The sequence below is a fragment of the Actinomadura sp. NPDC049382 genome (assembly GCF_040677125.1).
Classification (GTDB): Bacteria; Actinomycetota; Actinomycetes; order Streptosporangiales; family Streptosporangiaceae; genus Spirillospora; species Spirillospora geliboluensis.
Map to the genome: position 1 here is coordinate 19,416 of NZ_JBFARO010000082.1, position 15,270 is coordinate 34,685.

Annotated in this window: 11 protein-coding genes; 6 read left to right on the forward strand and 5 right to left on the reverse strand. The window is 72.4% G+C overall.

Translation table 11 applies throughout. From position 1 onward, the window contains the following. Positions 1-486: 486 nt before the first annotated feature. Entirely contained in the window at positions 487-1,392 is a 906-nt protein-coding gene (locus tag AB0K34_RS32825) for a MerR family transcriptional regulator (protein WP_364552894.1), read from the forward strand. Beyond that, positions 1,389-3,953 carry a VIT domain-containing protein gene (locus tag AB0K34_RS32830; protein WP_364552895.1) on the forward strand — a complete coding sequence of 855 codons (2,565 nt, stop codon included), beginning with the start codon at positions 1,389-1,391 and terminating at the stop codon, positions 3,951-3,953. Before AB0K34_RS32825 ends, AB0K34_RS32830 begins: the two co-directional genes overlap by 4 nt. Positions 3,954-4,465: 512 nt before the next feature. Here the strand turns inward: AB0K34_RS32830 and AB0K34_RS32835 are convergent. Further along, positions 4,466-5,908: an MFS transporter gene (locus tag AB0K34_RS32835; RefSeq protein WP_364552896.1), complete on the reverse strand. Its 1,443-nt coding sequence runs from the start codon at positions 5,906-5,908 to the stop codon at positions 4,466-4,468. 102 nt (positions 5,909-6,010) lie between these two features. Here AB0K34_RS32835 and AB0K34_RS32840 point away from each other — a divergent pair, with 102 nt between their 5' ends. Together AB0K34_RS32840 and AB0K34_RS32845 are read left to right on the forward strand one after the other, a co-directional pair. Further along, entirely contained in the window at positions 6,011-6,391 is a 381-nt protein-coding gene (locus AB0K34_RS32840; protein ID WP_301176526.1) for a MarR family transcriptional regulator, read from the forward strand. Between the two features lie 636 nt (positions 6,392-7,027). Then, positions 7,028-7,450 (forward strand): transcriptional repressor, encoded by a 423-nt coding sequence (locus AB0K34_RS32845; protein ID WP_138637144.1) that lies wholly within the window; start codon positions 7,028-7,030, stop codon positions 7,448-7,450. 52 nt (positions 7,451-7,502) lie between these two features. Here the strand turns inward: AB0K34_RS32845 and katG are convergent, their stop codons facing one another. After that, entirely contained in the window at positions 7,503-9,731 is a 2,229-nt protein-coding gene (katG, locus tag AB0K34_RS32850; RefSeq protein ID WP_138637142.1) for a catalase/peroxidase HPI, read from the reverse strand. Between the two features lie 32 nt (positions 9,732-9,763). Beyond that, a complete protein-coding gene (locus AB0K34_RS32855) occupies positions 9,764-10,156 on the reverse strand; it encodes a Fur family transcriptional regulator (RefSeq protein WP_274704612.1) in 393 nt (130 codons plus the stop codon). Between the two features lie 275 nt (positions 10,157-10,431). Here AB0K34_RS32855 and AB0K34_RS32860 point away from each other — a divergent pair, with 275 nt between their 5' ends. Both AB0K34_RS32860 and AB0K34_RS32865 read left to right on the forward strand, forming a co-directional pair. Continuing rightward, positions 10,432-11,025, forward strand: coding sequence for a lytic polysaccharide monooxygenase (locus AB0K34_RS32860; protein WP_364552897.1), 594 nt, complete (start codon positions 10,432-10,434; stop codon positions 11,023-11,025). 145 nt (positions 11,026-11,170) lie between these two features. Then, positions 11,171-12,604 carry a hypothetical protein gene (locus AB0K34_RS32865; RefSeq protein ID WP_364552898.1) on the forward strand — a complete coding sequence of 478 codons (1,434 nt, stop codon included), beginning with the start codon at positions 11,171-11,173 and terminating at the stop codon, positions 12,602-12,604. 227 nt (positions 12,605-12,831) lie between these two features. Here the strand turns inward: AB0K34_RS32865 and AB0K34_RS32870 are convergent, their stop codons facing one another. Next, positions 12,832-14,538 carry a GMC family oxidoreductase gene (locus tag AB0K34_RS32870; RefSeq protein WP_364552899.1) on the reverse strand — a complete coding sequence of 569 codons (1,707 nt, stop codon included), beginning with the start codon at positions 14,536-14,538 and terminating at the stop codon, positions 12,832-12,834. Between the two features lie 148 nt (positions 14,539-14,686). Beyond that, the coding region (locus AB0K34_RS32875) for a helix-turn-helix domain-containing protein (RefSeq protein ID WP_364552900.1) at positions 14,687-15,270 on the reverse strand (584 nt) is incomplete at its 5' end.

Below are 15,270 nucleotides of genomic sequence, written 5' to 3' on the forward strand. Positions count from 1 at the left end.
GCGACTCCGACGGAGTGTCGCAATAGAGCGATTTGCGCGCTTTGACCGACATACTGCAACTATCGCACGCTTGCCATGACCAGCACAGCATCTCGATGAGCACCCCTACTGCGACACAGAGTGAAGTGCTGGAATCGGCCCACTTGCCTTACGAAGGATCATTCCGACATCAACAAAATCGACCTTTCGCGCGCCGGTCATCAGCCGGAGCGGGGCTCCGCCGCGCTCGACCAAAGATCATCGGAGATCGCCAATATCGCGCACATCGCCCGACCCCACGGGCCCGCCGCCCACTCCACACCTCACGGGACCGAGGCGTCTCCCGCGAATGGCTCCCGGGCATCGCCCGACCCGACAGGCACTGCCGTCCACTCCAGCGCGAGGCAGACACCCCGAGTCCCCGACGAACGCCGGCGCGACCACCTCCTCGAAACGATCACCAAATCGCAGTTGACAGTGTCACGATGACAGTGTCATCATCGAGCCATGGACGGTACCTGGACCATCGGCGAGCTGGCGGAACGCGCCGCCGCCGCTCTCGCGGCGGAAGGAGCCGCGCAGGTCAGCGGCCGGGTGCGCGACCTCCCCAACGCCCGGCTGATCCGCTGGTACACCACGATCGGCCTGGTCGACCCGCCGCTCGCCCGGCGCGGCCGCAACGCCCTGTACGGCCACCGCCACCTCCTCCAACTCGTCGCGGTGAAACGCCGCCAGGCCGAAGGCCGCTCGATCGCGGAGATCCAGCTCGAACTCGCCGCGGCCCCCGACGAAACACTCGCCCGCATAGCCGACCTCCCCGCCACCGACCTCCCCACTTCCCCCGCCCTCCCCGCGGCGCCGGCTCCACACAGAACCGCCACGCCCTCCACCGACCACCGCCCCTCACACCCCCGCCCCCAGCGCGGCTCCCCTGTGGCCACCGGAGGGGCGGACGAGGCTGACAAGGCCGCAGCATCCAACGAGGCAGCCGCAGCAACAGGCGAAGCAGAAGACCCGACTCCCCCGGAAGACCCGCCGGGGGCGGCCCCACTCGCTGGAGGAACGCGCCCGCCAGACAGCGGCGCGGCCCCGCCGAACGGAGAGGCGAGCTCGCCAGACAGACGGGGCGCAGAAGCAGGCGACGCCTTCTGGAAAACCCGGCCGGATGTGTCGCACAAGCCAGCGACCGTCGCCGCCGAATACGGGCGACCGCTCCCGCCGGTCGTCCAAGGGGTCCGGCTCGCATCCGGCGTCACCCTCATGCTGGACGGTGCCGCTCTGACCGAAGACGACCTCGCCGCGATCGACGCCGCCGCGCGGCCACTGCTCGAAGTCCTGCACCGCCGCGGCCTGCTCAGCCCCGCCGCAAGCCCCGCATTTCCGCCCGACGCTCACTTCCGGAGGTCCCCGTGACCGTGCGCATCCTGCCGCTACCCGAGACCGAACAGCCCCCGGCGTCCGACCGCGGTCTGGGCGCACTCAGCACCGACAAGGGCAACCTGCCGCTCGACACCGTCGAGGTCCACGCGTCGATCACCGGCCTCGCCGCCGGCATCGAGGTCGTCCAGGGTTTCCGCAACCCGTTCGACATGCCGCTCGAGGCCACCTACATCTTCCCCCTGCCCGACCGCGCCGCCGTGACCGCGATGCGCATGGAGGCCGCGGACCGGGTCATCGAGGGCACGCTGAAGGAGCGCGGCCAGGCGCGGCAGGACTACAACGACGCCATCGCCTCGGGGCAGCGCGCCGCGATCGCCGAGGAGGACCGCCCCGATGTGTTCAGCATGCGGGTCGGCAACATCCTGCCCGGCGAACGGGTGACCATCCGGCTGGAACTCGTCCAGCCCCTGCCCCACGAGTCGGCCTCCAGCGCGACGTTCCGCTTCCCGCTCGTGGTGGCCCCCCGCTACATCCCGGGCTCTCCCCTGGACGGCGAACGCACCGGTCCCGGCATTGCGGACGACACCGACGCGGTGCCGGACGCCTCCCGGATCAGCCCGCCCGTCCTCCTGCCCGGCTTCCCCAATCCGGTCCGCCTGTCCGTCACCGTCGACATCGACCCGGCCGGGCTGCCCCTGACCCGGATCCGGTCCGCGCTGCACGTGGTGTCCGAAGCGCGCGAGGGCGAAGGCACGACCGTGCGGCTCCAGCCGGGTGAGCGCCTCGACCGCGACTTCATCCTCCGGCTGGACTTCGTCCCTCGCGAGACCGCGGCCCTCTCCTTGGTCCCGGACGAGCCCGCGACCCGCCCCCATGCGCCGACCCCCTCCACCGCCTCGGACGGCTCCGCCCCGGCCCCGGCCCCGGCCCCGGCCCCGGCCCCCAAGGAGACCACTCGCCGCTCCGTCAGCCCGGACGTCTCCGCAGAAGGGACGGTGCAAGAGGGGACGTTCACGTTGACCGTGCTGCCGTCCGGCGACGCCAGGCCGAGCCCGCGCGACGTGGTCCTCGTCCTCGACCGCTCGGGGAGCATGCAGGGCTGGAAGATGGTCGCCGCCCGCCGCGCCGCCGCCCGCATCGTCGACACCTTCCGCGGTGAGGACCGGTTCGCCGTCCTGTCCTTCGACAACGTCATCGAACGCCCCCGCGACCTCGGCACGGGTCTGGTCGACGGCACCGACCGCAACCGGTTCCGCGCCGTCGAGCACCTCGCGGCACTGAACGCACGCGGCGGCACGGAGATGCTCACCCCGCTCGACGAGGCGTGCCGGCTGCTCGCCGAGTCCACCCGCGACCGGGTGCTCGTCCTGATCACCGACGGCCAGGTCGGGAACGAGGACCAGCTGCTCGCCCGCCTGGAGCCGGGGCTCCGAGGCATCCGGGTCCACACCGTCGGCATCGACCGGGCCGTCAACGCCGGCTTCCTGAACCGCCTTGCCGCCATCGGCCGGGGGCGCTGCGAACTCGTCGAATCGGAGGACCGCCTCGACGAGGCGATGGAGCACATCCACCACCGGATCGCCGCCCCGCTGGCGACCGGCCTCACCCTGCACGCCGACGGCCTGGAGATCGTCCCGGACTCCGTGGCCCCGTCCCGGCTGGGGGCGCTGTTCCCCGGTGTGCCCCTGGTGATCGCCGGCCGGTTCCGCGGCGACCCGTCCGGCTCGCTCTCCGTCCGGGGCACCGCGTCCGACGGGACGCCCTGGGAGCGGCGCGCCGACGGCACCGTCTCCGCGCACACCGCCGCCACGTCCATCTGGGCCCGCGCCCACCTCCGCGACCTCGAAGACCGCTACACGGTCGGCGGCCCCGACGACCTGGAGCAGCGCATCGTCGAGACCTCGCTCCGCTTCGGCGTCCTGTGCCGCTTCACCGCGTTCGTGGCCGTGGACAGCCGGGTGGTGACGAAAGGCGGCACACCGCACCAGGTCGTCCAGCCGGTGGAAACCCCCCAAGGTTGGGCAACGCCCGAGGCGGCCCCCATGGCCGCACCCGCTGCCTACTCCGCCCAGTCGTACGGATTCGCAGTGCCTCCGGCCATCAGCGGCCTACCGCCGGCACCCGCGGGAGGCCCACCGCCGGCACCCGCGGGAGGCCCACCGCCGGCACCCGCTGGAGCTCCCCCGCCGCCCCCGCCTTCCGCGCGGCCCGGACGCGCCTTCGGCCGGGCAGCCGGACGAGGCTCGGCTCCGCGCCGCGCCCGCCCCGCCCCCGCGCGGCCCGCCCCTGCGCAGCCGGACTTCCAGCAGGAGCTGACGAACGTCCTCAACCGGCTCCGCCAGGTCCCGGACGACCAGCGTGTCCACCACCTGCTGAGCGAACTCCTCCCCATCCTGGAGTCGATCGTCCAGCGCATGGAGGCGCAGCGCCTGGACGCCACGCCTCTGGCGGCCCTCCGCGATGACCTGCGCCGCCTCCAGCCCACCGCGGACCAGGCCACCATCGCGGACCACTGGGCTCGTGCCCTCCAGGTCCTGGCCGACTTCACCGGAGAACCCGCCCCGCGCCGCCCCTTCTGGAAGCGCCCCAAGTAGCACTCCACATCGCCGCCACGAGGGCGACCTCAAAGTCACCCTCGTGGCGGCCCGCAAGCACCCGAACCAGCCGCGGACCAGCCCGGCGACGACCGCGCCGCCGGTCGCGAACTGGGCACCGAGCTGCGCGGCGAGCTGCCCGACGTGGAGCGCGACCGTCGCGTCGAGCGGCAGCGACACGAGGATCACCGGGATGCCGGTGACCCGGGCGAGGAACCACGCCTGCTCGGCGAACTCCCACGCCCAGGTGCGCACGTCCCCAGGTCAGGTCGGACGAGTTGCTGCTGGCGTCGCGGGTGGCGCTGGGCGTGGGGGTGGCCACGGCTGGGCGCACGGTCGCAGGCGGGACGTGGGGGATGCGTGCCCTCAGGCGGGCGGAGGATGCGTGCCCTCACGTGGGCGGAGGATGCGTGCCCTCACGTGGGCGGAGGATGCGTGCCCTCAGGTGGGTGGGCGGTTAGGGAGCGGGGGCGGCCTTTGGGGAGGCCGCCCCCCGGTTGAGGAGTTGCTGGTCAGGTGCGGTTGCGGCGGAGGAGGGGGATCAGGTTGAGGGCCAGGCCGATGACGGCTACGGCGCTGACCAGGTTGACGCCCGGGTGGAACTCGGCGAACCCGTCGCCGCCGGCGGCCGTCCCGCCGGCGACCAGGGCGGTGACCAAGGCCAGGACGAGGGCGGCGCCGACCTGGCCGGAGGTCTGGACGAGGCCGGACGCCAGGCCCTGCTCGGAGTCGTCGATCCCGTCCGTGGCCTGCGCCATGATCGAGCTGAACCCGAACGCGAAACCGCCGCCCAGCAGGAGCATCGTCGGCAGGATCGTGAACGCGTAGTGCGGGGTGTTCCCCGCCGTGGCCAGGAACCAGCCGTAGCCGAGGCTGAGGGACGTCATGGAGCTGATGATCAGGCGAGGCGTCCCGTACCGGTCGATCAGCCGTCCGACGAACGGCGAGCCGAAGGCGACGAGGAGCCCGGCGGGCAGCAGTCCCATGGCCATCTTCAGCGGCGACCAGTGCAGGACGTCCTGCAGGTAGAGCGTCATCATGAACTGGAAGCTCAGGTACGACCCGAACAGCGCGACGATGCTCAGGTTGGCGCGGACGATGGCGCCGATCCGCAGGATGCCGAGCCGGATCAGCGGGTGCCGCACCTTGTTCTCGGTGACGAAGAAGCCGACCAGTAGAACCGCCGCGAGGACGATCGAGCCCACGGTCAGGGGGTCGAGCCAGCCGCGGTCGGGCGCCGAGACCACGGTGTAGACCGCGAGCAGCATGCCGCCGGTGAGCGTCACGGCACCGACGATGTCGTGGCCGCCGCCGGCTGCGGGCTTGTCCCGCGGGATCAGCGCGTAGCCCGCGATCAGCGCGATGACCGCGAGTGGAACGGGCGTCAGGAACGTCCAGCGCCAGCCGAAGCTGGTCAGCAGCCCGCCGAGGATCAGCCCGGACGAGTAGCCGCTCGCGCCGAAGACGGAGAACACCGACAGTGCCCGGTTCCGCGCGGGTCCCTCATGGAACGTGGTGGTCAGGATGGACAGGGCGGTGGGCGCCGTGAACGCAGCGGCGAGCCCCTTGACGAAACGGGTGACGATCAAGAGCGCGCCGTCGTTCACCAGGCCGCCGATCAGAGACGCGACGGCGAACACGGCGAGCGCGGCAAGGAAGATCCGGCGGCGTCCCAGCAGGTCGGCGGTGCGCCCGCCAAGGAGCAGCAGCCCGCCGTAGCCGAGGACGTATCCGTTCACGATCCACTGCAGCGACGTGGTGGACAGCCCGAGCTCGGCGCCTATCGACGGCAGCGCGACGCCCACCATCGAAACGTCGAGTCCATCGAGGAACAGCACGGCGCACAGGACGGCGAGGACGCCCCAAAGGCGAGGGGTCCAGATCTGTTCGGCCGGCGCGCGGTCGGCTACCGGCGGACGGCGGGTGGAGACAGGTGAGGTGTCGGTGATAGCCACGGCGCAGGACAGTACATGCGCATGCATCAAATGTCCACGCACAAATTTCTGCGGAATTTAATGTCCGCGCATCTGATGCGCATGCATGGTACGATGCGCGGCATGGAGGCGAACGCTGCTCTAGTCGAGCGCTGGCGCGAGCTTGCGACCTGCTACAACACGGTCGCCTGCGCCTTGGAGCGGGCCCTGCAGGACGCTCACGGCCTGAGCATGAGCGAGTACGAGACGCTCGACCGCCTCGTCGATCTCCACTGTGAGAAGCGCCGCATGCAGGAGATCGCCGCGGCGATGTACCTCAGCCAGAGCGCCCTGTCCCGCACGGTCGCCCGCCTGGAGAAGAACGGCTACGTCGTCCGCGACCTCTGCAGGGACGACCGCCGTGGCGTCTTCGTCCAGATCACCGAGGAAGGCCGCCGCCACCACGCCGAGGCCCGCGAAACCCACCTGAAGATCCTCACCGAGCACCTCACCCCCTCCCCCTGAGCCCACCCGCACACCCCTGAGCGCCGCCCCCAGAAGCGCCGCGCCTTCCGAGCCCCCTCGCCTTCCGAGCCCCCTCGCCTCCCGAGCCTGCGCACCCGCAAGCTCGCATACCCCGGCCCCCCGAATCCCCGCGCCCGGAAGCGCCGCACCCTCCAAGCCCAGGGCAACCCGAAAGCCCCGCATCCGGAAGGTGCCGCATTCCAGAAGCCCGGCGCCCCCCGAACCCCGCACCCTCTGAGCCCGCACACCTGGAAGGCGCCGCGTCCGGAAGTGCCGCACCCTCTGAGCCCGCGCACCCGGAAGGTGCCGCGTCCGGAAGAACTGCGCCCTTCGGACACCGCACACCCCGAGCCCGCACGCCCCGAAGCGCGGCGGCCTCCAGGCTCCTCGCCCTCCAGCCCCCGCATCCGAGGCCCCGGATTCGAGTTCCGAGCGCCTGAGTCTTCGGTGGCCGTGCTGTGCTGGCTCGGTGCCATGCTCCCCTGACCGCGCCGTCCTGTGGCTGGAGGCTGGGTGGGGTTTGGGGCGGGGCTGGGGTTCGAGAGGGGTGTTCAGGCGGGTTTTCAGGGAGTTAGGGGGCCTCGTTTACACTTTTGTCATTCGTTGTCGCAAATCGTTCGCGTGTAGAGGTGGGGCATGGCAGCGTCGCGGAGCACCGCTGAGGAGTTGCGCGGTGTCGGGCTGCGGGTGACGGCGGCCCGCGTCGCGCTGCTGGAGACCGTCCGGGACGGTGACCACCTCGGGGTCGAGGCGATCGCGTCCGGGGTGCGGGACCGGGTGGGGCACATCTCGGTGCAGGCCGTCTACGAGGCGCTTCACGCGCTCGCGGCGGCGGGGCTCGTCCGGCGGATCGAGCCGGCGGGGAGTCCCGCGCGGTACGAGGGGCGGGTCGGCGACAACCATCATCATCTGGTGTGCCGCAAGTGCGGGGCGGTCAAGGACGTCGACTGCGCGGTGGGGCATCCGCCGTGCATGGAGCCGGTGGACGACGCCGGGTACCTGGTCGACGAGGCCGATGTGACGTTCTGGGGCCTGTGCCCGCAGTGCCGGGCCGCATGACGACGGCCGGGCCGCCCCCGCGGGGACGGCCCGGCCGCGGCGGTCGAGCGGATCAGGCGAGGTCGAACCGGTCCAGGTTCATGACCTTGTTCCACGCGGCGACGAAGTCGCGCGCGAACTTCTCCTTGGCGTCGTCGGCGCCGTAGACCTCGGCGACCGCGCGCAGCTCGGAGTTCGAGCCGAACAGCAGGTCGACGCGGCTGCCGGTCCACTTGACGTCGCCGGCGGCGTCGCGGCCCTCGAAGACCTCGGCGTCCTCGGACGTCGGCTCCCACGTGATGCCCATGTCGAGCAGGTTCACGAAGAAGTCGTTGGTCAGCGTCCCGGGCTTGTCGGTGAACACGCCCAGCTTGGACTGCTGGTAGTTCACGCCGATGGAGCGCAGCCCGCCGACGAGGACCGTCATCTCGGGGGCGCTGAGGTTGAGCAGCTGCGCCCGGTCGACGAGGAGGAACTCGGCCGGGAGCCGGTTGCCCTTGCCGACGTAGTTGCGGAACCCGTCGTGGGTCGGCTCCATCTCGGCGAACGACTCGACGTCGGTGTGCTCCTGGGACGCGTCGGTGCGGCCCGGCGTGAAGGGCACCTCGATGTCGTGGCCCGCGTCCTTGGCGGCCTTCTCGACGCCCGCGCAGCCGGCGAGGACGATCAGGTCGGCGAGGGAGATCTTCTTGCCGCCGGTCTGGGCGGCGTTGAAGGACTCCTGGACGCCTTCGAGCGCGCGCAGCACCTGCGCCAGCTCGTCGGGCTCGTTGACCTCCCAGCCGCGCTGCGGCTCGAGGCGGATGCGGGCGCCGTTGGCGCCGCCGCGCTTGTCGCTGCCGCGGAAGGACGCGGCCGACGCCCACGCGGTGGTGACGAGCTGCCGCACCGACAGGCCCGTCTCCAGGACCTGCCGCTTGAGGGCGGCGACGTCCTCGGCGTCGACGAGCTCGTGGTCGACGGCCGGGACCGGGTCCTGCCAGACGAGCTGCTCGGCCGGGACCTCCGGGCCGAGGTAGCGGACGACCGGGCCCATGTCGCGGTGGGTCAGCTTGAACCAGGCGCGCGCGAAGGCGTCCGCGAACTCGTCGGGGTTGTCCTTGAACCGCTGGGAGATCGGCCCGTAGATCGGGTCGAAGCGCAGCGACAGGTCCGTCGTGAGCATCGTCGGGTGGGTGCGGCCGCCCGGGGTGTGCGCCATCGGGACGGTGTCGGCGCCGGCGCCGTCCTTGGGACGCCACTGCCAGGCGCCGGCGGGGCTCTTGAACAGCTCCCACTCGTAGCCGAAGAGGATCTCGAAGAAGCTGTTGTCCCAGGTGGTGGGCGTGTCGGTCCAGATGCCCTCCAGACCGCTGCCCATGGCGTCGTCGCCCTTGCCGGTGCCGTGGGTGCCCTTCCAGCCGAGGCCCATCTGCTCCAGCGGCGCGGCCTCCGGCTCCGGCCCGACGTTGACGTTCGGGTCGGCGCCGTGCGTCTTGCCGAAGGTGTGGCCGCCGGCGATCAGCGCGACGGTCTCCTCGTCGTTCATCGCCATCCGGCGGAACGTCTCGCGGATGTCGCGGGCCGCGGCGATCGGGTCCGGGTTGCCGTTGGGGCCCTCCGGGTTGACGTAGATGAGGCCCATCTGCACGGCGGCGAGCGGGTTCTCCAGCTCGCGGTCGCCGGTGTAGCGCTCGTCGCCGAGCCAGGTCTGCTCGGGGCCCCAGTAGACGTTCTCGTCGGGGACGTAGACGTCCTCGCGGCCGCCGCCGAACCCGAACGTCTTGAAGCCCATCGTCTCGAGGGCGACGTTGCCGGCGAGGATGTACAGGTCGGCCCAGGAGAGGCTCTTGCCGTACTTCTTCTTGACCGGCCAGAGCAGCCGCCGGGCGCGGTCGAGGAGGACGTTGTCGGGCCAGCTGTTGAGCGGGGCGAAGCGCTGCTGGCCGGAGCCGCCGCCGCCGCGGCCGTCGTGGATGCGGTAGGTGCCGGCGCTGTGCCAGGCCATGCGGACCATGAGCGGGCCGTAGTTGCCGAAGTCGGCCGGCCACCAGTCCTGGGAGTCGGTGAGGAGCGCGGCGATGTCGGCCTTGACGGCGGGCAGGTCGAGGCTCTTGAACGCCTCGGCGTAGTCGAAGTCCTCGCCGTACGGGTTGGTGGCGGGCGGGTTCTGGGCCAGGGTCTTCAGGTTGAGCTGGTTCGGCCACCAGCCGCGGTTACCGCCGCCCTGGGTCGGGTGCGGGGCGCGCGTGTGCGCGACCGGGCAGGCGGCTGCGCCTTCCGCGTTCGCGTCATAGACAGTGGCTTCGTTGTTCTCAGCCATGTGCTTCCTTCCAGGACGAAGCAGGGGATGGATCAGGTGGAGCAGTCGGGGCACAGGCCCCAGTAGACGACCTCGGCCTCGTCGACGGAGAAGCCGTGGTCGTCGGCGGGGGTCAGGCAGGGGGCTTCGCCGATGGCGCAGTCGACGTCGGCGATGACGCCGCACGACCGGCACACGACGTGATGGTGGTTGTCCCCCGTCCGCGACTCGTAGCGGGCCACGGACCCGGACGGCTGGATGCGCCGCACCAGGCCCGCCGTCGTCAGCACGCGAAGCGAGTCGTACACGGCCTGGTGGGACACCTTCGGGAGATCCTCGCGCACCGCTCCGATGATCGAGTCGGTGTCGGCGTGGGGATGCGCGTGCACCGCGCGCAGCACCGCGAGCCGCGGCCGGGTCACCCGCAGAGCGGACCCGCGCAGCATCTCCGTGAAGTCCCTGGACGCCATCACGCTCCCGAGGGTGGCCCATTTTCTGGAATCAGTCAAGTTTTGGAGGAGACCAAGTTTGGGCGGTTCGGACGCCCCGTCCTGTGCGCGGCGTGCCGGGAAGTTGGCCCGGCGTGACGGGCCCGCGGCGGCCGGTTGACGTGGACGGGGCCGATTCAGCTTCCTGGGAGGACCCGGGCCGCGCCCGCCCCCGGGCCGTCCCGCCGCCGTCCATCTCCAGGTCTCGTACCTCCCCGCCAAGGAGAAGCAGGATGCCAAGGAAGACCAGCCTCGCCGTGGCCGCCGCCGTGACCGCCGGCCTGCCGCTGGCGCTCGCCGTGCCCGCGTGGTCGCACGGGTACACGACGTCGCCGCCGAGCCGCAGCTACCTGTGCGGCACCCACCAGGTCCGGAACTGCGGCCAGGTCCAGTGGGACCCGGACGGCGTCGAAGGGCCGAAGGGGTTCCCGCAGCGCGGGCCCCGCGACGGCGAGATCTGCGCCGGCGCCGACGGGCGGTGGGCTCCGCTGGACGACCAGCGCGGCGGCACCGGCTGGCCCGCGACGACGGTGGCGGCCGGCCAGCCCTTCAGCATCGTCTGGCAGTTCACCGCTCGGCACGCCACCACGTCGTTCCGCTACTTCCTCACGAAGGACGGCTGGGACAACACGCAGCCGCTGACGCGTGCCGCGCTGGACCTCACGCCGTTCATCCAGTCGAACTACAGCGGCCGGCTGCCGTCCAACCCGACGACCCACAGCGGGACGCTCCCGCAGCGCCACGGCAGGCACATCATGCTCGCGGTCTGGGACATCGCGGACACCGGGAACGCCTTCTACCAGTGCTCCGACCTCGACTTCGGCTGACCACCGGCCGCCCCGGGCCGCGAAGGGCGGGACCGGGGGCCGCGTCGGCGCGACGTGCGGTCTCCCGGTCCCGTCCGAGTCCGGCCAAAGGACCACCTTCTGCCGACAGGAGGTGCAAATCGGGGCGTTTCACTAGGATGCTCGCGTGCGCGAAGATCAAGAGGTCCCGGACGACGGCGTTCTGACCGCGCCGCTCCTGCCGCCGGACGGCGGCCCCGGCGAGGCCGCCGCCGCGGAACCGCTCGCCGAAGCACCGCCGGAGGCACCGCGAGAACTACGCGCCCATGCGCCCATGGAGCCGCCGCCGAAGACGCCCGAAGAGGCACGCGCGCAGGCTCTCTCCACCGAGGCGCGCGCGCACACGCCCGTAGCGGGCGGCGTGCAGACACCCGTGGCGGGCAGCGCTCAAACGCCAGTGGGAGGCGGTGTGCAGAAGCCCGTTGTGCGCGATGCGCCCGCGCCCGTGACCGAGACCGATCCCGCTCCTGTGCGAGCGTTCGGGCAGGACGTCGACCGGCTCGGGAAACTCGTCGGCCAGCTCTCCGCGCTCGCCGCCGCGCTCGGCGACCGGCTGGACGTCGAGGTCCGCGCCGCGCTGAGCGACGCCGAGCACGCGCTGGCCGAGGCACGCGGCGCGCGGCAGGCGTCCGCGGCGGCGGACGAGCGCGCCGAGCAGGCCGAGGCCCGCGCCGAGGCGGCGCGCCGGGAGGCGGCCGAGGCGCGGGAGGAGCTGGAGAAGGGGCTCGCCGCCGCGAAGGCCAGCGTCGCGGCCGCGCAGGAGAGCGAGGCCAACGCGTGGAAGGAGGCGGGCGCCCACCAGCAGGCCCGCGCCACGTCCGCGAACGAGGCCGCGCACGCCGAGGGGCTCCGCAAGCGCGCCGAGGCGGCGTGGAGCACCGAGCACCAGGCGCGCGGTGAGGCCGAGCGCGAGCGCGACGACCTCTCCACGCGGCTGGCCGCCGAGCAGAGCGCGCTGGCCACCACCCGCGCCGAACTGGCCGAGGCCCGGTCCAAGCTGGAGGCCGCCGCCGATGCCGAGCGGCGGCTGCGCGCCGAGCTGAGCGTCGTCCAGGGCGAGGTCGCGGGGCTGACCGTGGAGCGCAACGCCGCCACGGGCCGCGCCGAGGAGCAGGCCACCCGCGCGAAGCGCGCCGAGCAGCTCGCCGACTCCGCGGAGGAGCGGATCCTCAGCGCGATGGCGCGCGCCGACCGGGCCGAGCAGCGCGCGGACGCCGCCGAGGAGCGGGCCGACGCCGCCGAGGTCCGCATCGACCGCGACGCCGCCACCGTCCGCGCGCTGCAGGACACCCTGCGGGCGGCCCTCGACCTCCCGGCTGTCGAGGAACTCGACGACGGCCACGGCGTGCGGGTCGGCGAGTCGGCGGCGGTCGTCGCCCGTCCCGGCGGGCTCGTCGGCGTCGACCAGGTGCCGGACGTCATGGACGGCGAGCTGGCCGGCCGGTTCGCCCGCGCGATCCTGGCCGTCCGCGTCTACCAGGCCACGCAGCGCCCCGCCCCGGCGGACACCACCGAACAGGACGACGACGCCGAACTGGCGGACGCCGACTCCACGGACTGACCGCGCCCGCGAGACGCGGCCATCCACAGACCACCGGAGGTCTTCCGACGGCCGGGGCTGGTGCCACGCGAAGCGGCGAGCGGCGATCTCCGTACGGCCGCGCAGCGCCTCGACCTCGGCGACGGTATCGATCATCTGGCGATCGCTAGGGCGTGTGGCAGGCGGTGATCTGCGTGCGGCTGCACAGCACCTCGGCTTCGGCAGCGGTAACGACCATCTGGCTGTCGCTAGGGCGTTCGGAGGGCGGCTGGGGCGCCGGGCGGGACGGCCGGGGACGCGGGCATGACTCGGTCGACGCGCTGGTATGGGGTGCCGGGCTCGGGGCGCGGGTCCTTGTCGCCGCGGTTCGGCCAGAACGCCATCGCGCGCTCGGCCTGGGCCGTGATGGTGAGGGACGGGTTGACGCCGAGGTTCGCGGTGACCGCGGAGCCGTCCACGATGTGCAGGCCGGGGTACCCGTGGACGCGGTGGTACGGGTCGATCACGCCGTCCTCGGCGGTCTCGCCGATGACGCAGCCGCCGATGAAGTGCGCGGTCGTCGGGATGTTGAACAGGTCGAACCACGTCCCGCCGGGGGTGGCGTCGAGTTCCTCGGCGAGCTTGCGGACGGCGTCGTGCGCGATCGGGATCCAGGTCGGGTTGGGTTCGCCGTCGCCCTGCCGCGCGACGAGCCTGCGGCGGCCGAGGCGGCCGCGCTTCTCGCCGATGGTGATCGAGTTGTCGGCGGTCTGCATGACGAGGGCGATGACGGTCCGCTTCGCCCAGTCCTTGAGGGACAGGCCGCGCAGGATGATCGTCGGGTGCCGGGCGGCCTGCCCGAGGAACTTCAGCCAGCGGGGCGCGCCGCCGCCGTCGACGAGCAGCGTCCGGATGACGCCCATCGCGTTGTTGCCCGCGCCGTACCGGGTGGGTTCGATGTGGGTCTTCTCGTCCGGGTGGAAGGACGAGGTGATCGCGAGGCCGGTGCTGTGGTCGACGTCCTTCTTGCGGTGCCATACCGTCATGCGCTCGACGCCGAGGAGCGCCTCGGAGTTGGTGCGGGTGAGTTCGCCGAGGCGCGGCGACAGGTCGGGGAGGCGACCGGCGGCGCGCATCCGGTGCAGGAGCCGCTGCGTCCCGTACGTCCCGGCGGCGAGGACGACGTGCTCGGCGGTCAGCGTCCGGCGGCGCTTGCGCAGCGGCCCGGTGTGCTCCGTCCCGACCTCGTAGCCGCCGGACGCGCGGGGCGCCAGGGACGTGACCGTCGTGTCCGGGACGACCTGGACGCCCGCCTTCTCCGCCAGGTACAGGTAGTTCTTGGTGAGCATGTTCTTCGCGCCGACCTTGCAGCCGATCATGCAGGAGCCGCAGCCGGTGCAGGTCGTCCGGCGGGGGCCGGCGCCGCCGAAGTAGGGGTCGTCGGCGTCCTCGCCGCCCTTCTCGCCGAAGAACACCCCGACCGGGGTGGGGTGGTAGGTGTCGCCGACGCCCATCCGCTCCGCGACGCGCTTCATCGCCTCGTCGGCGGGGGTGACGAGCGGGTTCACGGTGACGCCGAGCATGCGCCGGGCCTGGTCGTAGTACGGGTTCAGCTCGTCCTGCCAGTCGGTGATGTGGCCCCACTGGCGGTCCTTGAAGAACGGCTCCGGCGGGACGTACAGGGTGTTGGCGTAGACGAGGGAGCCGCCGCCGACGCCCGCGCCGGCCAGCACGAGCACCCCGGCCTTGCCGCCGACCAGGTGGACGCGCTGGATCCCGCGCATCCCGAGGCGCGGCGCCCACACGTACTTGCGGAGCCGCCAGGACGTCTTGGGGAGCGTGTCCTCGTCGAACCGTCTGCCGGCCTCGATCACCGCGACCCGGTAGCCCTTCTCGGCCAGCCGCAGCGCCGACACGCTGCCGCCGAACCCCGAGCCCACCACGATCACGTCGAAGTCGTAGGCGTCATCGGGCATCGCACACCACCTTCGTCGCGGGATCACGAAAGGTCCCCGAGTGTGGACCTCCCGCAGCGTCGTCCGCCATGCACGCAAAGCAACGATTCCGGAACGGATTTATCACCCGACTGATAACGGGTGCGGCGAGAGCTGAGCGGGTGCTCGCTCAGCCGCCGACGCCGCGGTTCGCCATCCGCGCATGCAGGATCAGCTCCATTTCCAGGCACCGCCGAGGGTCGCGCAGCTCGTCCCCGAAAAGGTCCTGCAAATGGCGCAGCCGGTACCGGACGGTCTGCGGGTGGACGCGCAGCCGGCGGCTCGCGTCGGCGGCGTTGAAATTGTGCTCCAGCAGCGCGAGCAGCGTTTCGGTGAGCCTTTCCCGCCGGGCCGGCGGGACGTCCTGCAGCGGCGCCAGCCGGGTCGCCGCCGCGTCGTCGATCAGCTCCCCGGCCCGCGCGATGACCAGCGCGGGGACGTGCTCGGCGCTGCGGATCAGCCCGCCGTCCGGGATGACGCCGCGGCCGGCCAGCGCGAGCGTCTCGCGCGCCCAGCGCAGCGAGTCGGCGGCGCGCGCGGCGGGCACGGCCGGGCCGACCGCGATCGCCCAGTCGCACGCCGGTGCGGCGGGCAGCCGGGCCCGGCAGCGGTCCGGGTCGGGGATCAGCAGGCACGGCTCGGGCGCCCCGAAGTCGGCCAGCAGGTCGCCCGGCAGCTCCGCTCCAGCAGATCGAGCCGTTCTGCGCGGCGCTG